Raw genomic sequence first — 17,838 nt, 5'->3', positions numbered from 1 at the left:
AAGCTCGCCGACCTGGTCGTGGTCGACTCCGAGAGCTACGACCTGGTCGCCGTCATGCGCCGCGGCCGCTGGGTGCTCGGCGGCGAGGCGTTCCGCACCGTCGGACCCGCCTGAGCAACGACGCGGCCGCCCGTCCCCTCGGGGGCGGGCGGCCGTCGCCGTGCTGTGGTGATCCCGGTCGGGCTGCGGGCGGTGGTGGCGGCTCAGGCCGCCGGTGCTGTCGCCTTGAGGACGCCGAGCAGGCGGGTGACCTCGGCGGCGACGGCCGCGCGGGCCGGCCCGAGGTAGCGGCGGGTGTCGACCAGCCGCGCGTCGTCGGCCAGGGCCCGGCGGACGGCGGTGCTGAACACCTGGTTGAGGTGGGTGGCGATGTTGACCTTGGTCATGCCGGCTTCCACGGCCGCGGTGAGGTCCCCGTCCGCCACACCCGAGGAGCCGTGCAGGACGAGCGGGACCGGCACCGCCCGGCGCAACCGTCCGATGAGCTCGAAGTCGAGCGCCGCGTCGCGGGTGAGCATCGCGTGCGAGGTGCCGACGGCCACCGCGAGCGCGTCCACGCCGGCGGCGGCGACGAACGCCGCGGCCTCGGCCGGATCGGTGCGCACACCCGGGGCGTGGACGCCGTCCTTGCCGCCGACCTCGCCGAGTTCGGCCTCCACCCAGACACCCGCGGCGTGGCACCGCCGCACGACCTCGGCGGTGGCCCGCACGTTCTCCTCGTACGGCAGCACCGAGGCGTCGAACATCACCGAGGTGAAGCCCAACTCCACGGCACGGTGGACGAGTTCCAAGGAGGTGGCGTGGTCCAGATGGACCGCGACCGGCACCCGCGCGGCCCGGGCGACGGCCAGGGTGGCGGCGCCGATCGGATCGAGGGCGCCGTGGTAGCGCACGGCGTTCTCGCTGATCTGCAGGATCACCGGCGCACCGGCGGCCTCGGCCCCGGCGACGATCGCCTGGGCGTGTTCCAGCTGGATGACGTTGAACGCACCGACGCCGCACGCGGCTTCGGCAGCGGCGGCGGCGATCGCGCCGGTTCCGCTCAGGGGCATGGGTCGAACTCCTCGGTTGCGAAGGGACGGACGTCCACGCGGGACCGCAGGGCCTGGTGGAGGGCGGGGTCGAAGTCGCCGGCCAGCGGTGCGGCGACGGCGGCCGCGGACAGTGCCACGGCCTCGGCCAGCCGGTCGGGCCAGGGTGTTCCGCCGACCAGGCCGAGGGTGAGCGCGGCGACGGCGGCGTCGCCGGCGCCGGTGGGGTTGCCGGCCAGCCGCTCGGGCGAGCGGGCGCGCCAACCGCCCTGCGCGGTGACGGCGACGAGGCCGTCGGCGCCGAGCGAGGCGACCACCGCACCGGCGCCCGCGGCCCGCAGCCCGCGGGCGGCGGCCACCGGATCGGTCAGGCCGGTGGCGGCGGCGAGTTCGTCCGCGTTCGGCTTGATCAGGGCCGGTCCGGCCGCCAGCGCCGTGCTGAGCGCCGCCCCGTCGGCGTCGAGCACCGCCGGGACGCCGTGTGCGTGCGCGAGCCGGAGCAGGTGGGAGTAGGCGTCCTCGGGCACGCCGCGCGGCAGGCTGCCGGAGAGGACCGCCGCCGCGGCGCGCGGCAGCAGGGTGTCGAGGTGGTCGAGGAACCGCGCCCATTCCTCGGCGCTCACCACCGGGCCGGGTTCGAGCAGGATCGTGGTGTCCCCGAGGTCCTCCTCGACCACGGCCACCGTCCGCCGGGACTCGCCCGCGATCGCCAGCATGCGGTCGGTCAGGCCGGCGGACGCCAGTTCGGCGCGGATCGCCCGGCCGGTGAGGCCGCCGGTCAGGCCGGTGACCACGGTCGGGTGGCCGAGGGCGTGCAGGATCCTGGCGACGTTGACGCCTTTGCCGCCCGCGCGCTGGGCCACCGCCCGGACCCGGTTGCTGCCGTGCGGGCGCATCCGGTCCAGGTGGTGGGTGATGTCCAGGGCGGCGTTCAGGGTGACGGTGAGGATCACGCGGCCGCTCCTTCGCCCAGGAGGTCCCGCGCGAGCAGTCCGGCACCGAAACAGCCCGCCTCGTGGCCGAGTTCGGCGGGTACGAGCTCCGGCATCGTCTGGAAGGAGAGCCGCGCCGCCACCGCCGCCCGCAGTGGCGCGAAGTACGGCTCGCCCGCTCGGGCGAGGCCGCCGCCGATCACGATCCGCTCGGGGTCGAGCAGCGTGATCGCGCTCGCCAGGCCGTCGGCGAGTGCGTCGACGGCCTCCCGCCAGACGGCGGCGGCCGCGCGGTCCCCGGTCGCGGCGCGCTGGCCGACCTGCTCGGCGGTGACGCCCGCCTCCCCGGTGGCGGCGGTGTAGCGGCGGGCGACGGCGGCCGCCGAGGCGAGGGTCTCCACGCAACCGCGACGGCCGCAGGCGCACGGCTCGCCGCCGGGGCGCACCACCAGGTGGCCCAGCTCGCCGGCGCGGGTGTGGCTGCCGGTGAGCGGCCTCCCGTCGACCATCAGCGCGGCGGCGATCCCGGTGCCGACGGGTACGAAGAGGAAGTTGCGGCTGCCGCGGCCGGCGCCGGCCCTGGCCTCGGCGACGCCCCCGGCCCGCACGTCGTGCCCGAACGCGACGGGGATGCCCAGGTGTTCGGACAGCCAGTGCCGGACGGGCAGGTCCCGCCAGCCGAGGTTGGCGGCCAGCACCGCGGTGCCGGCCGCCTCGTCGACGATGCCGGGCACGGCGATCCCCGCGGCGGCCGGGCGGAAGCGTCCGGCGAGTTCGGCGGCGCAGTCGAGGACGGTTTCGAGGACGGCCTCCGGCCCGCGTTCGGCGCGGGTGAACCAGCGCTCGGTGTGGCAGAGGCGGCCGTCCGGGGCCACGGCCGCGCCCTTGATGTAGGTTCCGCCGACGTCGAGGGCGATCGCCGTCGCGGTCACGGCCGGGTGAGCACGATGGAGCGGGTGAGGTTGCGCGGCTGGTCGGGGTCCAGTCCGCGGCCCTTGGCCAGTTCGACGGCGAGCCGCTGGGCGCGGATCAGGTCGGCCATCGGGTCCAGCGCGCTCACCGACAGCACGGCGCCGGTCGGCTCGACCTGGTCGACCAGTCCGGTCGGCGGCTCGCCGAAGAACCACACCACGCTGTTCGGGCCGGTGACGCTGATCGGGCCGTGCCGGTACTCCATGGCCGGGTAGGACTCGGTCCACGACCCGGAGGCCTCGCGCAGCTTGAGGGCCGCCTCATGGGCCAGGCCGACCGTCCAGCCGGTCCCGAGGAAGGTGAACTGGCCCGCCTCGGTGGCCCGTTCGGGCAGCGGGGCGGCCAGCGCCCGCTCGGCGTGGGCGGCCAGGTCGGCGGGGGCGAGGCCGAGGTGGCCGCGCAGCAGCGCCAGCGCGGTGGTGGCGAAGCGGGTCTGCACCACCGACTTCTCGTCGGCGAACTCCAGGTCGACCACGGTGCCGGCGGCCGTGCCGATCGGGGTGGCGAGGTCGCCGGTGAGTGCGACGGTAGGCGTCCCGCCGCAGCGCTCCAGCGCGGCGAGCACCTCGGTCGTGGTTCCCGAGCGGGTGATGGCGACGACGCGGTCGTAGCCACGGGCCGCCGGGAACTCGGAGGCCGCGAAGGCGTCGGTCTCACCGAGGCCGGCGCCCTCGCGAAGGCCCGCGTACGCCTGCGCGATGTAGAGCGAGGTGCCGCAGCCGATCACGGCCACCCGCTCGCCGCGCTCGGGCAGCCCGGCGGGCTCCAGTTCCAGTGCCTTGCGCCAGCACTCCGGCTGACTGGCGATCTCCCGCTCGACGTGACTCATCTGGCTCTCCTCGCTGGGGGCACGGGTGGTGCTCGGGGATCGGTCCGCACCGAGCACTGCTTCATGCTGCAAGCAGCTGCTTGAAACTGCTCTATTCATAGCTCAATGCGTCATCTTTGAGCAATACTGCTTCATCGAGAGGATCGCGCCACCCGGTCGGTGACGGCCGACGGATAGGCTCGTGACCAGGGACGACCGAGTCGAGGAGAGATGATGAGCCCGGATGAGCGATGGTCGCGGCTGCTGGAGATCCTTGGTGATCGGGGCCGGATCGACGTCATGACGGCGGCCGAGCTGTTGGGCGTCTCCGCTGCCACCGTGCGCCGGGACATGGACGAGCTCGCCCGCCAGCAGCTGCTGACCCGCACCCGCGGCGGCGCGGTGCTGAGCGAAGTCGCGTACGACCTGCCCCTCCGCTACAAGACCGCGCGCCAGGCCGGCGAGAAGCAGCGCATCGCGAAGGCCGCCGCCGCGCTCGTCCCGCCCGGTGCGGTGGTCGGGCTCAACGGCGGCACCACCACCTCCGAGGTGGCCCGAGAGTTCGCCACCCGGACCGATCTGGCCGGGCACGGCAATCAGACGGCGCTGACCGTGGTCACCAACGCGATCAACATCGCCAACGAGCTGGCGGTGCGCCCGTACGTGAAGACCGTGGTCACCGGCGGCGTGGCCCGGCCCCAGTCCTACGAGCTGACCGGACCGTTGGCGACCATGATGCTGCAGGCGATCTCGCTGGACTACGCGATCCTCGGCGTCAACGCCGTCGACCCGCAGTTCGGCGCCGCCACCCACGACGAGGGCGAGGCGAGCGCCAACCGGGCGATGGCCGAGCGGGCGGAGCGGGTCATCGTGGTGGCCGACTCCACCAAGCTCGGCAAGCGCGCGTTCGCGCAGGTCTGCGACACCGGCACGATCGACGCGCTCGTCACCGACGCCGACGCCCCGGAGGAACTGGTGGAGCGGTTCACCGCCCGCGGGGTGGACGTCCACTGCGTGTAGCACCCGCCCACGGACCGGAGCCCGCGGTGCGGGCGGGTTCCGTGGAACCCGCCCGCACCGCGGGGACGATGACGTTTCGTCAGGCCGAAGGCGGGGTGTTGAACGGTGCCGCCCAGGTCTGGTTGCTCTGGATCGCGTCCGGTGCGGCGCCGCACGGGTACAGGTCGACGGGCGTGCCGGCGGCTGTCGTGGTGCCGCCGTAGACGTCCAGGCAGGAGCTGGTCCCGGCGAGCTTCAGATTGCCGTCCCGGTTGTAGCTCCAGCTCTGGTGGCCGGGGGCCGAGCCGCAGGCCGCGACGCCGACCCACTGGCCCTGCTGCCCGTTGAGCGCCCCGGAGGTGCTGCCGTCCTGCGCGGTCAGGCAGAGGCCGGCCGCGCCGGCCTGGAGGAGCTGGACGGATCCGTCGGTGTTCAGCTGCCACTGCTGGTTGCTGCCGCCGGTGCAGGGGGAGACGTCGACCGGGTTTCCGGCGCCGGTGCCGGAGGCGTGGTTGTCCAGGCAGAGCGAGGCCTTGCCCCAGTCGTCGCGCGAGACGGTGATCTGGCCGCGCGGGGTGGCGGTGCCGCCCTTCGGCGGGGTGATCCGCAGCATGGCGCTGTCGTGCGAGCCGATGGTGAGGGCGACGGTGCCGGTCGAGCGGCTGGTCCGGTGCGCCCACAGGTCGCGGACGGTGTACCTGCCGCCGCCGTTGAAGCCGACGGCGTTCAGGTCGAGCGTGTAGCTCGCGCTCGCGGCACCCTTGTTGGTGACCACGACCGCGCGGCCGCCGTCCGCGAGCGGCTTGACCACGACGTCGATGCCCGCGGCCGCGGCCGGGGTGCCGTCGGCGTTCGCGCCGCCGCCGGCCACGCGGTAGCCGCCGGCGCCCAGCGGGTCCTGGTCGACGGCGATGACCTCCGGGTTGGACAGGATGCCGATCGACGCCTTCAGGTGCGGGGCCTCGGCCGGGTGGGCGGCGAGGTAGGCGGGCTCGAACTTGCGGGCGTCGGTGGAGATGACGAGCGGCGCGGCCAGGGCGGAGAACAGGGACATCTGGCTGCGTTCCTCGGCGGTGGTCATGCCGTTGTCGCCGATCAGCAGCATGTCGGCGTCGTTCCAGTTGCCGGGGCCCTGGTAGCGGCCGAGTTCGACGGTGTTGTCGAAGCTCTGGTAGGCACCGAAGTTGTAGGAGGACTGCCGGCCCAGCGGCTGGTTCCACGGGTCGGTGGCGCCGTTGTCGTAGTCGTTGTAGATGTCCGGGCCCACCCGCCACAGCTGCCCGAGCGGGCGCACCCACCGCATCGCGGCGAACTTGGCCGGCCCGTTGCCGTAGCCGGCCGGGGCCGAGATGTTGAACATCACGTTCGGGGTGGGCCTTCCGGCCTTGTTCGCGGCGGCGACCGCCGAGTTCAGGGCGCCCGACATCCGGGTGTCGAGCGTCCGCACCGGCTCCTGGTCGCCGCAGTTGTCGTACTTGAGCGCGTTCACACCCCAGGAGACGAAGGAGTTGGCGTCGTCCTGCTCGTGGTACTCGCTGCCGTTGGGGAGGTTGGGGGAGCTCGGCGTGGCGGTGGAACAGGTGTGGGTGCCGGAGGTCTCGTAGATGCCGAACTCGGCACCGAGTCCGTGCAGGTAGTCACCGTACCCGGTGAGCTCGTGGTCGAAGCCGGGCTGCCTGGTCGTGTCGCGGACGTCGGTGGCGCCGCCCCAGTTCAGCGCGCCGTGCAGGTAGCCGGCGCTGTTGCGGTACATCCAGCAGTCGTCGACGGTGACGGTCCGGTAGCCGGCCGCGATCAGGCCGGTGTCGGACAGCGCCTTCGCGTTGTCCTCCATGTACTGCTGGAAGGAGTAGTGGAGCGGGTCCGAACCGTCGAGCGGGGCTTGGGGGGTGCACTGGGCCCGGGCCCAGTTGTTGAAGCCCATCGGGGGGAGCGCGCCGATCGGACCGTTGGGGGCGGCCGAGGCGGTGTGGTTGGCGGCCGGCGCGGTGACGCCGTCGTTCGCCGCGGCGGGGGTGGCGCCGAGTGCGGCCCCGGCGAGGAGGGCGGTCGTCGCGGCAAGGGACGCGGCCCGGCGGGACAGGAGTCGTCTGGTCACAGGTGTGGGGGATCCTTTCGATCTGAGTGAAACTGCTTCAATCATCGCTTCATGAAGCAGTTTCGATCACCTGCGGAGCAGCTTCGGACGGCCGGGCGCCTCGCGTCAAGACGCCGTCCTGCCCCGCCTCGCCGCTCTTCCTCGACTGCAACGCTTCGGTAACGCGGCTGGCCTGCCGGGATGGCCCCGAGGCAAACTCGGTTCGGCGCAGCTGCTCGATATTGAGCAAATATCAGTCGCATAGCGCACCTTCGTGCAGATCGCACCATCCCCCACTCGGGCCACCGCGGTGTCGGCCCCACTCGCAAAAGGCGGTACCAGAGATGAAGCGGCGCCTTCTCGCCCTGTCGGCGGCCACCCTGGCCGGAACACTCGCGCTGTCCGGATGCGGCAAGGGCTCGGCCTCCGGTTCGACCTCCGCCGACGGCGTGACGACGATCAGGTTCGTCGCCGCCGACTACGGCTCCAACGGCCAGAACCCGAGTCGGACGTACTGGCAGGGCGTGATCTCGGCCTTCGAGCAGCAGAACCCCGGGATCAAGGTCGACCTTCAGGTCATCAACTGGAACGACATCGACACCCAGGTCAAGACCATGGTGCAGAACGGCAACCAGCCGGACATCCTGCAGACCGGCGGCTACGCCGACTTCGCCAAGAACGGCCAGCTCTACCCGGCCCAGGACGTGCTCTCCGGCAGCACCACGGCGGACTTCCTCCCCGCGATCGCGCACGCCGGCGAGCAGGACGGCACCCAGTACGGCATCCCGTTCATCTCCAGCGCCCGGATGTTCCTGATCAACAACGAGCTCTTCAAGAAGGCCGGCCTCGACCCGGCCAACCCGCCCAGGACCTGGGCCGACCTCACCGCCGCCGCCACCGCGCTGAAGAACGCGGGCGTGGAGATCCCGCTCGGCGTGCCGCTGGGCAAGGAGGAGGCGCAGGGCGAGTCGTTCATCTGGATGCTGGAGAACCACGGCGGCTACCAGGACGCCAAGGGCCAGTACAGCATCAACTCCCAGGCCAACATCGACACCTTCGGGCAGCTCAAGAGCTGGGTGGACGCGGGTCTGACCGAGCAGAGCCCGGCCTCCGTCAACCGCACCGACCTGGCCAAGGACTTCGCCTCCGGCAAGGTCGGCATGCTCAACGGCATCCCCACCCAGCTGAACGACGTCAAGGCCATGGACGTCACCTGGACCGCGATGCCGAGCAAGGACGGCACCGGCAAGGCCACCCTCGGAGTCGCCGACTGGATGATGGCCTTCAAGAAGGGCGGCCACAAGGAGCAGATCAAGGCCTTCCTCGACTTCGCCTACGCCAAGGACAACGCGGTGAAGTTCGACAAGCAGTACAGCCTGCTGCCGGTCACGCAGTCCGCGCTCACCGCACTCCAGGCGGACCCGGACGAGAAGGCCCTGGCACCGTTCCTGCAGATCCTGCCCACCGCCACCTTCTACCCCCTCAGCGACCCGACCTGGCCGGCGGTCTCCGCGCAGATCAAGACCCAGATCGGCAGCGCGGTCGGCGACCCGAAGAAGACCCTCGACGCGCTCCAGAAGGCCGCGCAGCAGGCCGGCGAGTGACCCTGACGAGCGCACAAGGAATCCCCACACCGTGTCCTTCCCCAGCAGCACAGACGCCCGGCCCGGCGACCCCGCCCGGCCGGCCGCGCCGCCGACGAGTCCGTCGGCCCCGCCCGCGGGCCGCGCGCCCGGGCGCCGCTCCCTGTTCGAACGGCTCGGGCCACTGCCCTGGCTGGCCCCGGCCATCGTGCTCATCCTCGGCGTGGTCGTGTGGCCGGTCGTCGAGATGGTCACCACCTCACTGCGCAGGATCGACACCACCGGCACCGACCACGGCCCGGCCGGTCTGATCAAGTACCGCAAGCTCCTCGGTGACCCCCGCCTGCCCGGAGTGCTCACCTGGACCGTCGTCTGGACGGTCGTCGTCGTCGGCCTGACCATGCTGATCTCGCTCGCGCTGGCCCAGCTGTTCAACCAGAACTTCCCCGGCCGTCGCGTCACCCGCTGGGCGCTCGTCGCCCCCTGGGCCGCCTCCGTGCTGATGACCGCGATCGGCTTCCGCTGGATGCTCGACCAGGTCGCCGGCGTGTTCAACCGGCTGCTGCTCGACCTCGGCCTGATCGACCACTCCCGGGCCTGGCTCGGCGACGCCGCCCACGCGAAGCCCTGGCTGGTCCTCGTCGCCGTCTTCGTCTCACTGCCGTTCACCACCTACACCCTGCTGGCCGGACTGCAGACCATTCCCGGAGAGGTCTACGAGGCGGCCAGGGTCGACGGCGCCACGCCCTGGCAGACCTACCGCAAGGTCACCCTGCCGCTGCTGCGTCCGGCCTTCCTGGTCGGTCTGGTGATCAACCTGATCAACGTCTTCAACTCGTTCCCGGTCATCTGGGGCATGACCCAGGGCGGCCCGAACGCCGACACCGCCACCACCACCGTGTTCATGTACATGTTGCGCGGCTACGACGTCGCCGAGTCCGCCGCCATGTCCGTGGTCAACTTCGGCGTCGTGATCCTCATGGTGATCGTCTTCCTCAAGGTCAGCCGCTGGAACGGGGAGGAGAGCTGATGACCATCCTTCAGCCGCCGCCGGCGAAGCACCGCCCGCGCGCACGGACCGTCCTGCTCACCGCGCTGGCCTGGGCGCTCGCCGCGCTCTTCGTGCTCCCGTACGTCGAAATGCTGATCACCGGCGGACGCCCGGCCGGCCAGCTGCGGGACAACTCCTACCTGCCGACGCACTTCGACTTCTCCTCCTTCACCAAGGTCTGGACGGACACCACGCTCGGCCAGAACCTGCGGACCACCCTGCTGGTGGCCGGAGGCTCGACGTTGCTGGTGCTGCTGGTCGCCCTGCCCGCCGCGTACTACACCGCCCGGGTGCGCTTCCGCGGCCGCAAGGCCTTCCTGCTGCTGGTGCTGGTCACCCAGATGTTCCAGCCCACCGCCCTGCAGGTCGGCCTCTACCGGGAGTTCTTCGCACTGGACCTGCTGGACACCCCGATCGTCCTGGTGCTCGCCAACGCCGCCTTCAACCTGGCCTTCGCGATCTGGATCCTGAGCGCCTACATCGGCTCCATCCCCAGGGAGTTGGAGGAAGCCGCGATGATCGACGGCAACGGTCGCATCGGCGCGCTGTTCCGCGTCACCCTGCCGCTCGCGCTGCCCGGCGTGGTCACCGCCGTGATCTTCACGTTCATCTCGGCCTGGAACGAGTTCATCATGGGCCTGACCCTCACCAACTCGCCGGACCGGCAACCGCTCACCGTCGGCATCAACAACATGATCGGCGCCTACAGCGTGCAGTGGAACTACGTGTTCGCCGCCTCGCTGGTGGCCATCGTGCCGGTCGTCGTCCTGTTCGCGGTGATCGAGCGCCACGTGGTCTCCGGACTCACCGCCGGCTCGGTCAAGTAGCCGGGCCACCACGCTGCCACGCCACGAGGTCGCCCCGCGGAACGCGGCCTCGCGGCGTGGCAGCTCCGCCGGGCACCGGGGGCCGGGACGGGCTCCCGGGCGGCCGTCCTCGCACTCGTCACAGCCCGATGTTCGACTTCGGCCCCATGTACGTGCCGGCACCCGGCCAGTCGGCCCTGGCCAGCTTCACGAACCGCTCGGAGAAGCCGTGAGCGGGAAGGTCGTCGAGCTTCACCCACTCCACGCCCCGGATCGGCCGGGTGTCCGCGCCGGCGGCGACGTCGCCGATCCGGGCGCCGGTCACGCGCGACCTCGAAGGTGATGTGCACGACGCCGGCGGCCGTGACGTCGCAGACGTACAGCAGGCAACCGACCTCGACTTCGAGTCCGGTCTCCTCGACCATCTCCCGGCGCAGGGCTCCGGCCAAGGTCTCACCGTCCTCGACCTTCCCGCCGGGCAGGGACCACCTCCGCGGTCCCTCGGTGTCCTGGTTCAGCAGCAGCATCCGGCCGCCCCGTACGGCGATGCCCGTCACACGTGTATGCATCCGCGCACCGTACCGCTTGCCAACGCCGGGAGAGGAAGGGCGTGTTGAGGAACCTCGCGGTCCCCGTCGGCATCGCCGCCGGTGGGCCGGGCACCCGGGCGGCCGAGCGGTCGCGGACGCCGCCCGGCAGGTGTCGCCCGGTCGGGGGACGGCCCGGTCGGCTCACGACCTCGAAGGGGCGGTGGCCGGTGGCGCCCGCGGGCTCAGGTGAGGGCGGTGACCAGCAGGGTGAAGGCGGCGACGATGACGGCGACGCGGACGTAGTGGAAGCGGTCCCAGCGGTTCATCTGCTGCTTCCAGTCGGCGGGCCGGTTCTCGGGGGTCCACGTCTTGCCCCGGTTGTTGATCGGGACGAGCAGCAGGACCGACATGATCACGCTGACGATCAGCAGCGCGCCGGCGACGACGACCAGGCCGGCGCCGGGGCGGTGCCAACCGGCGACGGCCCAGACGGCACTCAGGACGAGCGAGCCGATGTACCAGAACGGCATCAGGGCGCCGAGCATCCGGCCCCCGTGGGCGCGGCCGAGTTGACCGCTGTCCTCGGGGAGTGCGTCGAGGATCCGGTTGATGACGAAGGCGACGGAGAACTCCACCCCCACCATCAGGCCGACGACCACGGTGGTGAAGACCTCAAGTGCGTTGAGCATGGCGACCCCCTGGGATCTAGCATTGCTAGCTGATGAGGCAACGCTAGTACTGCCGCCGCTCGATTGTCTAGCAGTGCTAGGATCGGATCATGTCGGTACAGGAACGCAAGCAGCGCGAACGGGCGGACCGCGAGCGCCTCATCGTGGCCACGGCCCGCGAACTCGCCGAGCAGCAGGGCTGGGACGCGGTCACCACCCGCCGGCTCGCCGAGCGCATCGAATACAGCCAGCCCGTCCTCTACAGCCATTTCCGCGGCAAGCGCGAGATCATCGGCGCGGTCGCCCTGGAGGGCGCCGCCGAGATGGCCGTGGCACTGCGGGCCGCGAGCTCCGCCGCGGACGGCCCCCGCGCCCGGGTCACCGCCCTCGCCCGCGCCTACCTCGACTTCGCCGAACGCAACCCGGCGGTCTACGACGCCATGTTCCAGCTCGACGGCGGCCTGGCGTTCGCGCGCGAGGACACCCCGGAGCCGCTGAAGGACGCCTTCGCCGCCCTGCTGGAAAGCCTCGGCGAGGTCGCCGGGGACGGCGTCCACCCGGCGCTGTTCACCGAGGTGTTCTGGGCGGCCCTGCACGGGCTGGCCACCCTGACCCGGGCGGGACGACTGCCGCCGCCGGACACCGGGCGCAGGGTGGAACTGCTGGTGGACCGGCTCGCCGTGCTCTGAAACACCGGACGGGCGGCGACGGGCGGGCCACCGGCCCCGTCCGGCCGGCCCCGGCCGCGGCCCTCGGGCGTCAGGGAGGGGCGGCCGGGTCGGTGCGGTGAGCCGGCCCGTCGGGGGAGGGGTGCTACGCGGAGAGGGCGGCGCGCCGGGGTGCCCGGCGTCGGTCGGAGGAGCCCTGGTTGTCGCGGCCGGAGGCGGCCCGGGTGGTGCCGCCGGTGTTGGCCCGGGTGTTGCCGCCGGGGTTGGCGGGGCCGCCGCGGCCGCGACGGCCCCGGCTGGTGGACGCGCTGCGGCGGGGCCGCTCGACGACGGGGTCGGGGATCACGACGGGAACGCCGGTGGGCACCCGGGCGCCGGTGATGCGGACGAGTTCCTCGTCGCCGGCGCTGACCCTGGTGGTGACGGGGGTGATGCCGGCGGTGGTCATCATGCGGGCCATCGCGCGGCGCTGGTTGGGCAGGACCAGGGTGACGACGGTGCCGGACTCGCCGGCCCGGGCGGTGCGCCCGCCGCGGTGCAGGTAGTCCTTGTGGTCGCCCGGCGGGTCGAGGTTGACGACGAGGTCGAGGCCGTCGACGTGGATGCCGCGGGCGGCGACGTTGGTCGCGATCAGCGCGGTCACCTGGCCGGTGCGGAACTGTTCCAGGGTGCGGGTGCGCTGGGGCTGGGACTTGCCGCCGTGCAGGGCGGCGGCCTTGACCCCGTTCGCGAGCAGGTCCTCGACCAGGCCGTCCGCGCCGTGCTTGGTGTCGATGAACATGATCACCCTGCCGTCACGCGAGGCGATGTGGGCGATCGTGGCGTTCTTGTCGAAGTTCTGCACCTGCAGCACGTGGTGCTCCATGGTGCTGACCGTCGCCGCGGACGGGTCCACGGAGTGGGTGACCGGGTCCTTCAGGAAGCGCCGCACCAGGCGGTCGACGTTGCGGTCCAGCGTGGCGGAGAACAGCAGGGTCTGGCCGTCCTCGGCGACCTGTTCGAGGAGTTCGGTGACCTGGGGCAGGAAGCCCAGGTCGGCCATCTGGTCGGCCTCGTCGAGCACCGTGATGTCGACCCGGTCCAGCCGGCAGTCGCCGCGCTGGATCAGGTCCTTGAGCCGGCCGGGCGTGGCCACCACGACCTCCGCCCCGCGGTTCAGCGCCTGGGCCTGGCGGCCGATCGAGGTCCCGCCCACCACGGTCGTCATCCGCAGCCGTACCGCGTGCGCGAACGGGGTGAGGGCGTCGGTGACCTGCTGGGCGAGCTCGCGGGTGGGGACCAGCACCAGGGCCAGCGGCTGGCGGGGGTCGGCCTTCCGGCCGGCGGTGCGGGCCAGCACGGCGAGGCCGAACGCGATGGTCTTGCCGGAACCGGTGCGGCCCCGGCCCAGGACGTCGCGTCCGGCCAGCGAGTTCGGGAGCGTCGCGGCCTGGATCGGGAACGGCGCCGTGACGCCCTGCCGGGTCAGCGTGGAGAGCAGGGCCTTGGGCATGTCCAGTTCGGCGAACGCCTCGACGGCCGGGAGTGCCGGGGTGGTGCTCACCGGCATCGCGAACTCGTGCTGGGCGGAGGAGCCCTGACGGGCGGTACGGCCGCCGGAGGGCCGGTCTCCGTAGAAGGAGCTGCCGCCGGCGCGGGTTCCGTGGGCGCGGCCGGAACGGGAGTTGGCGTTCTGGTACGAGGAGCGAGTGGAGCGGTTCATGCGGGAGACCTTCCTCGGGGCGGCACGTCACGGGGAAGGCTCCGGGGCGCGGCGCGCCGACGGAGACCGCAAGGGAACGGGCCGAGAGCTGTGACGGGTGGGGCGTGGACGGGGCAACCGTGCGGCACGCCACCTGCGGTCGGCGCCCACCGGCAAGGGCGGGAGCGAGGACCTCGCATTGAGATGTCACGGCAGGGGGGTGATTCGGACGCGGCGCTGTGCGTCTCGCGTGGGGGCGACCGCCGGTGGCGGTGCGTGTCAGGGGGCCCGATGGCCGGGGGCGTGCCCGGGGCAACGCCGAGGGGCCCGCACCGGGCATTGTGTACGCGGTGCGGGCCCCTCGCTGCTTGGCGGGTGCCGTGGCAGAAGAATTACAGCGGGCGGATGTTCTCGGCCTGCGGGCCCTTCTGGCCCTGAGTGACGTCGAACTCCACCTTCTGGCCCTCGAGCAGCTCACGGAAGCCGTTGGCGTTGATGTTCGAGTAGTGGGCGAACACGTCCGGGCCGCCACCCTCCTGCTCGATGAAGCCGAAGCCCTTTTCCGAGTTGAACCACTTCACGGTGCCATTAGCCATTAAAAATCTCCTTCAAGGGGCTTTCCGAAGCACGCACAGCGCGAGCTCCGAGTCGCCGCGATGAGCACCCACCCGGGGAAGAGCCGGGAAACAAAAATGCGCCTGCGGAATACATCAGCAGGCGCACACAAAGTTCATGGGAACCACTACTGCAACTAAAACGACTGTAGCAGGCCCGAGCGGGCAACGGGCGGATATTTCACCTCCGGTTTCGGGGGAGCCTCGCCCGGGGCCGCCGGTCCCGAGCGAGGCGGGGGCCCAACAGGCTTTGAGGACAGGATGGTTGGCTGACGTGCACGGTCCGTGGCGGCGCCTCCCACCGGGGTGAATCCGCTGGGCGCGCCGTGTCCGACCGCGCACCCCCGCGCCCCGGCGCACTCCGAACGGGACACGTCGCCGTCGGCGACCGCCTCACCCGCGACACGTACGGGGACCGGGCCGTGCCCTACCCTGGGAATCATGTCGAACCCTGATGGGCTGCTCGTCGACATCGCCGCGATGGTGGAGTCCGAGCACAGCAACCAGATGGCCTTGACCGTGGTGGTCCCCGGCGCGGTGATCACCGGCAGACTCGCACCGGTGGCCCTGTGGTGGGAACGGGTGGCGGAGGTCCTCCAGGCCTCGGACCACCTGAAGCCGTTCGCCGCCCTCTTCGCCCCGCCCGCGGACGGCCCGCCCGCGCGGCCCACCCACCTCCACCTCCACCGGGCGAAGATCCTGCAGGGCGACTTCGCGCTGCCCCACACCGGCGGCATGTACCGCATCGCCATCGAGGACATCAGCAGTTGGACGATCGGGGACCTCAGCTATTCCGATACCTGACGGCCCCGGCCGCCGTGCTCCCGCTCCGGCGCTCAGCCGTCCAGGCGGCGCTGGCTGAGCCAGGCGACCATCTCGGGGTCCCGGTGGTCGAAGAACAGCGTCGTGCCGGTGTCCAGGGCGGCGACGGCGGACATCTGGTCGTGGTCGAGTTCGAAGTCGAAGACGTCGATGTTCTGCGCCATCCGGTCGGGGTTGACCGACTTGGGGATGGTGACGATGCCGCGCTGGACCAGCCAGCGGAGCACGACCTGCGCCACGGATTTGCCGTGCGCCTCGCCGATCCCGGCGAGGACGGGGTTGGTGAACAGCTCGTTCCTGCCTTCGGCGAAGCCGCCCCACGCCTGGTGCCGGACGCCGTGCTCGCGCATGAGGGCCTGGTCGGCGGGGCGCTGGAAGAAGGGGTGGGTCTCGATCTGGTTGACCGCCGGGGTGATCTCGTTGTTGAGGATCAGGTCGAGGAGCCGGTCGGGGTAGAAGTTGGCGACGCCGATCGCCTTGGCCAGGCCCTCGCGGTTGACGGCCTCCATGGCGCGCCACTGGCCGTACACGTCGCCGTAGGGCTGGTGCATCAGGTACAGGTCGACGTGGTCCAGGCCGAGTCTGGTCAGTGAGGTCTCGAAGGCGCGGCGGGCGTTGGCCTCGGCGGGGGCGTCCTGGATCCACAGCTTGGTGGTGACGAAGAGCTCCTGGCGGGGGATTCCGCTGTTCTCGACGGCGCGGCCGACGGCTTCCTCGTTGCCGTAGGCGGCGGCGGTGTCCAGCAGGCGGTAGCCGGCGGCGAGGGCCTCGGAGACGGCCTGCTCGGTCCGGTCCGCCGGGATCTGGTAGACGCCGAAGCCGAGGATCGGCATCCGGACGCCGTTGTTCAGGGTGACGTGCTGCACGGGGGCTCCTGGAGAGGACCGGATGGAAGGGGGGCGGTGGCAGGTCGGCCGGTGGCCTCGGCGATCGCCGCCAGGACGCCGGTGGAGCGCCGTCCGGCGGCCTGCTGCTCCGCCCGGGTGGCCGTCCGAGGGTCCGCGCACGTCGGTGCCGCGCCATGGTGGTTCGCACTCTATCCATGACTCGTGCGATGCGCGCCCGCGCGTCGTGTCCACGCCGACGGAGGCGGAGCGAGCATGGGAACGGTCACCACGGACGGTGACGGGCAGGGACTGCCCGACAAGGTCAAGGGTCTGATGAAGGGGATCACCGACGACCTGATCGAGCTGGTGAAGATCCGGTCGATCTACGACACGAAGGACCCGAAATCCCACGAGGCGGACCTCGACAACGCGGCCACGACGGCGCAGAAGCTGTTGCAGAAGGCGGGCCTCACCCAGGTCGACCTGGTGGAGATCGGCGGCGGGGGCGCGGGGGAGCAGTTCGACTCCAAGCTCGTCCACGGCACCTACCACTGCCCGGACGCCGGGCCCCACACGCCCACCGTCCTGCTGTACGCGCACTACGACGTCGTGCAGACCGACGAGACCAAGTGGCCCGACGCCTTCAAGCCGAGCATCGACGAGCACAACCGGCTGAAGGGCCGCGGCGCCGCGGACGACAAGTCCGGGGTGATGATGCACGTGGGCACCCTGCGGGCGCTGGACGGCAAGCCGCCGGTGAACCTCGTCGTCGTCCTGGAGGGCGAGGAGGAAGCCGGCCGGGGAACCCTGGAGGCGTACATCCAGGCCCACCCCGAGAAGTTCAAGGCGGACGTCATCATCGTCGCGGACGGTGGCAACACCAGTCTCGGCCAGCCGACGCTCACCAAGTCACTGCGGGGCTTCGCCATCGTGGACGTCACGGTCACCACGCTCGTCGACGGCACCCGGCACAGCGGCATGTTCGGCGGCCCGGCGGGGGACGCCTTCATCGTGCTGGCCCGCATGCTGGCCCGGCTGCACGACGCCGACGGCAACGTGGCCGTGCCGGGGCTCCGCTCCGACAAGTGGGACGGCGTGCAGCCGGGCGAGGACGCGTTCCGCGCCGACGCCGGGGTCGTCCAGGGGATGAAGCTGCTGGGCACCGGCCAGCTGGGCGACCGGCTGTACACCAGGCCCTCGATCAACGTCATCGGCCTGACCTCGAAACTCCCGCCGCACGACCAGCCGGTCAACCAGCTCATCGACACGGTGACCGCCCGGATCGGCATGCGGCTCGCGCCGCTGGAGGACCCGGAGAAGGCCGCCGGGAAGCTGAGCGAGTTCCTGAACAGCGCCGACGTCAATCCGTGGGGCGCCAAGGTCGTCGTCTCGGCGCCCCAGGAACTCGGCCGGGGCTTCTTCGCCGACATCACGCTGCCCGGCTACGACACCGCGGAGAAGGCGCTGGCGAAGGCGTACCCCGGCACCACGACCCAGTACGCCGGGCAGGGCGGCTCCATCCCCCTGGTCACCCTCCTCCAGGCGAACAGCCCGAAGGCGGTCGTGCTGGTGATCGGCTGCGAGGAGCCGAAGTGCATGATCCACGCACTGCACGAGAGCGTCAGCCTCGACGAGCTGGAGCACATGACGTTGGCCCAGAGCTACCTGCTGCAGGACTTCGGCGCCGCGAAGACCCCGATCGGCTCCGGCACGGAGCAGACCCGGGCCGCGGCGGCCACCCCCTCCCTCTCCTAGCCCTCCCACCCCGT

Annotated in this window: 17 protein-coding genes and 1 pseudogene; 7 read left to right on the top strand and 11 right to left on the bottom strand. The window is 71.8% G+C overall.

Going from position 1 to position 17,838, the window contains the following annotated elements; all coding sequences use genetic code 11:
* Positions 1-203: 203 nt before the first annotated feature.
* Genes ACGFSC_RS24940 through ACGFSC_RS24925 form a run of 4 tightly spaced genes read right to left on the bottom strand, consistent with a single transcriptional unit; the run spans position 204 to position 3,764 of the window.
* Positions 204-1,052, bottom strand: a complete 849-nt coding sequence (locus tag ACGFSC_RS24940; RefSeq protein WP_359915534.1) for a class II fructose-bisphosphate aldolase — start codon at positions 1,050-1,052, stop codon at positions 204-206.
* Entirely contained in the window at positions 1,043-1,984 is a 942-nt protein-coding gene (locus ACGFSC_RS24935) for a 1-phosphofructokinase family hexose kinase (RefSeq protein WP_359915532.1), read from the bottom strand. The genes ACGFSC_RS24940 and ACGFSC_RS24935 overlap by 10 nt, the downstream gene beginning before the upstream one ends.
* Entirely contained in the window at positions 1,981-2,895 is a 915-nt protein-coding gene (locus ACGFSC_RS24930; RefSeq protein WP_359915530.1) for an ROK family protein, read from the bottom strand. The genes ACGFSC_RS24935 and ACGFSC_RS24930 overlap by 4 nt, the downstream gene beginning before the upstream one ends.
* The gene (locus ACGFSC_RS24925; protein WP_359915528.1) at positions 2,892-3,764 is read right to left on the bottom strand and encodes a sugar isomerase; all 873 of its coding nucleotides are present in this window, start codon (positions 3,762-3,764) and stop codon (positions 2,892-2,894) included. The genes ACGFSC_RS24930 and ACGFSC_RS24925 overlap by 4 nt, the downstream gene beginning before the upstream one ends.
* 213 nt (positions 3,765-3,977) lie before the next feature.
* Between ACGFSC_RS24925 and ACGFSC_RS24920 the strand changes: the two genes are divergently transcribed.
* Positions 3,978-4,763 (top strand): DeoR/GlpR family DNA-binding transcription regulator, encoded by a 786-nt coding sequence (locus ACGFSC_RS24920; protein ID WP_359915536.1) that lies wholly within the window; start codon positions 3,978-3,980, stop codon positions 4,761-4,763.
* A gap of 79 nt (positions 4,764-4,842) precedes the next feature.
* Here ACGFSC_RS24920 and ACGFSC_RS24915 read toward each other — a convergent pair whose 3' ends face one another.
* Positions 4,843-6,840, bottom strand: a complete 1,998-nt coding sequence (locus tag ACGFSC_RS24915) for an alpha-galactosidase (protein WP_359908836.1) — start codon at positions 6,838-6,840, stop codon at positions 4,843-4,845.
* 323 nt (positions 6,841-7,163) lie between these two features.
* Here ACGFSC_RS24915 and ACGFSC_RS24910 point away from each other — a divergent pair, with 323 nt between their 5' ends.
* From ACGFSC_RS24910 to ACGFSC_RS24900, 3 genes are read left to right on the top strand one after another with little or no spacing between them, the layout of a single operon-like run.
* Positions 7,164-8,423: an extracellular solute-binding protein gene (locus ACGFSC_RS24910; RefSeq protein ID WP_359908839.1), complete on the top strand. Its 1,260-nt coding sequence runs from the start codon at positions 7,164-7,166 to the stop codon at positions 8,421-8,423.
* 31 nt (positions 8,424-8,454) lie between these two features.
* On the top strand, positions 8,455-9,432 hold the full coding sequence (locus ACGFSC_RS24905; protein WP_392863937.1) for a carbohydrate ABC transporter permease: 978 nt from the start codon (positions 8,455-8,457) through the stop codon (positions 9,430-9,432).
* A complete protein-coding gene (locus ACGFSC_RS24900; protein WP_359908842.1) occupies positions 9,432-10,280 on the top strand; it encodes a carbohydrate ABC transporter permease in 849 nt (282 codons plus the stop codon). Before ACGFSC_RS24905 ends, ACGFSC_RS24900 begins: the two co-directional genes overlap by 1 nt.
* 118 nt (positions 10,281-10,398) lie before the next feature.
* Here the strand turns inward: ACGFSC_RS24900 and ACGFSC_RS24895 are convergent, their stop codons facing one another.
* From ACGFSC_RS24895 to ACGFSC_RS24885, 3 genes and pseudogenes are all read right to left on the bottom strand, one after another.
* On the bottom strand, positions 10,399-10,584 hold the full coding sequence (locus tag ACGFSC_RS24895; protein WP_359908931.1) for a hypothetical protein: 186 nt from the start codon (positions 10,582-10,584) through the stop codon (positions 10,399-10,401).
* Positions 10,585-10,708: 124 nt separating this feature from the next.
* Positions 10,709-10,786 (bottom strand): annotated as a pseudogene (locus ACGFSC_RS24890) (NUDIX hydrolase); the annotation flags it as partial.
* A 245-nt stretch (positions 10,787-11,031) separates the two neighbouring features.
* Positions 11,032-11,478, bottom strand: a complete 447-nt coding sequence (locus ACGFSC_RS24885) for a DUF1772 domain-containing protein (protein ID WP_359908845.1) — start codon at positions 11,476-11,478, stop codon at positions 11,032-11,034.
* Between the two features lie 89 nt (positions 11,479-11,567).
* Between ACGFSC_RS24885 and ACGFSC_RS24880 the strand changes: the two genes are divergently transcribed.
* Positions 11,568-12,146 carry a TetR/AcrR family transcriptional regulator gene (locus ACGFSC_RS24880; protein WP_359908848.1) on the top strand — a complete coding sequence of 193 codons (579 nt, stop codon included), beginning with the start codon at positions 11,568-11,570 and terminating at the stop codon, positions 12,144-12,146.
* Positions 12,147-12,270: 124 nt separating this feature from the next.
* Here ACGFSC_RS24880 and ACGFSC_RS24875 read toward each other — a convergent pair whose 3' ends face one another.
* Together ACGFSC_RS24875 and ACGFSC_RS24870 are read right to left on the bottom strand one after the other, a co-directional pair.
* Complete coding sequence (locus ACGFSC_RS24875) at positions 12,271-13,827, bottom strand: DEAD/DEAH box helicase (protein ID WP_359908850.1); 1,557 nt, start codon at positions 13,825-13,827, stop codon at positions 12,271-12,273.
* 371 nt (positions 13,828-14,198) lie between these two features.
* Entirely contained in the window at positions 14,199-14,402 is a 204-nt protein-coding gene (locus ACGFSC_RS24870) for a cold-shock protein (protein ID WP_045694210.1), read from the bottom strand.
* Positions 14,403-14,861: 459 nt separating this feature from the next.
* Between ACGFSC_RS24870 and ACGFSC_RS24865 the strand changes: the two genes are divergently transcribed.
* Complete coding sequence (locus ACGFSC_RS24865; RefSeq protein ID WP_359908853.1) at positions 14,862-15,224, top strand: hypothetical protein; 363 nt, start codon at positions 14,862-14,864, stop codon at positions 15,222-15,224.
* A 32-nt stretch (positions 15,225-15,256) separates the two neighbouring features.
* Here ACGFSC_RS24865 and ACGFSC_RS24860 read toward each other — a convergent pair whose 3' ends face one another.
* Positions 15,257-16,108, bottom strand: a complete 852-nt coding sequence (locus ACGFSC_RS24860) for an aldo/keto reductase (RefSeq protein ID WP_359908856.1) — start codon at positions 16,106-16,108, stop codon at positions 15,257-15,259.
* Positions 16,109-16,342: 234 nt separating this feature from the next.
* Here ACGFSC_RS24860 and ACGFSC_RS24855 point away from each other — a divergent pair, with 234 nt between their 5' ends.
* Positions 16,343-17,824, top strand: a complete 1,482-nt coding sequence (locus ACGFSC_RS24855; protein ID WP_359908859.1) for a M20/M25/M40 family metallo-hydrolase — start codon at positions 16,343-16,345, stop codon at positions 17,822-17,824.
* Positions 17,825-17,838: the final 14 nt, after the last annotated feature.

Origin of the sequence: Kitasatospora sp. NPDC048715 (genome assembly GCF_043198905.1) — a bacterium.
GTDB classification, from domain to species: Bacteria; Actinomycetota; Actinomycetes; order Streptomycetales; family Streptomycetaceae; genus Kitasatospora; species Kitasatospora lactacystinica.
Note: the sequence above shows the minus strand (reverse complement) of the source record. Positions and strands in the feature narration are given on the sequence as shown.

Coding starts and splice junctions, on each gene's coding strand:
- ACGFSC_RS24865 (WP_359908853.1), top strand. CDS start 14,862: ATGTCGAACCCTGATGGGCTGCTCGTCGACATCGCCGCGATGGTGGAG.
- ACGFSC_RS24885 (WP_359908845.1), bottom strand. CDS start 11,478: ATGCTCAACGCACTTGAGGTCTTCACCACCGTGGTCGTCGGCCTGATG.
- ACGFSC_RS24940 (WP_359915534.1), bottom strand. CDS start 1,052: ATGCCCCTGAGCGGAACCGGCGCGATCGCCGCCGCCGCTGCCGAAGCC.
- ACGFSC_RS24870 (WP_045694210.1), bottom strand. CDS start 14,402: ATGGCTAATGGCACCGTGAAGTGGTTCAACTCGGAAAAGGGCTTCGGC.
- ACGFSC_RS24880 (WP_359908848.1), top strand. CDS start 11,568: ATGTCGGTACAGGAACGCAAGCAGCGCGAACGGGCGGACCGCGAGCGC.
- ACGFSC_RS24925 (WP_359915528.1), bottom strand. CDS start 3,764: ATGAGTCACGTCGAGCGGGAGATCGCCAGTCAGCCGGAGTGCTGGCGC.
- ACGFSC_RS24875 (WP_359908850.1), bottom strand. CDS start 13,827: ATGAACCGCTCCACTCGCTCCTCGTACCAGAACGCCAACTCCCGTTCC.
- ACGFSC_RS24855 (WP_359908859.1), top strand. CDS start 16,343: ATGGGAACGGTCACCACGGACGGTGACGGGCAGGGACTGCCCGACAAG.
- ACGFSC_RS24910 (WP_359908839.1), top strand. CDS start 7,164: ATGAAGCGGCGCCTTCTCGCCCTGTCGGCGGCCACCCTGGCCGGAACA.
- ACGFSC_RS24920 (WP_359915536.1), top strand. CDS start 3,978: ATGAGCCCGGATGAGCGATGGTCGCGGCTGCTGGAGATCCTTGGTGAT.
- ACGFSC_RS24900 (WP_359908842.1), top strand. CDS start 9,432: ATGACCATCCTTCAGCCGCCGCCGGCGAAGCACCGCCCGCGCGCACGG.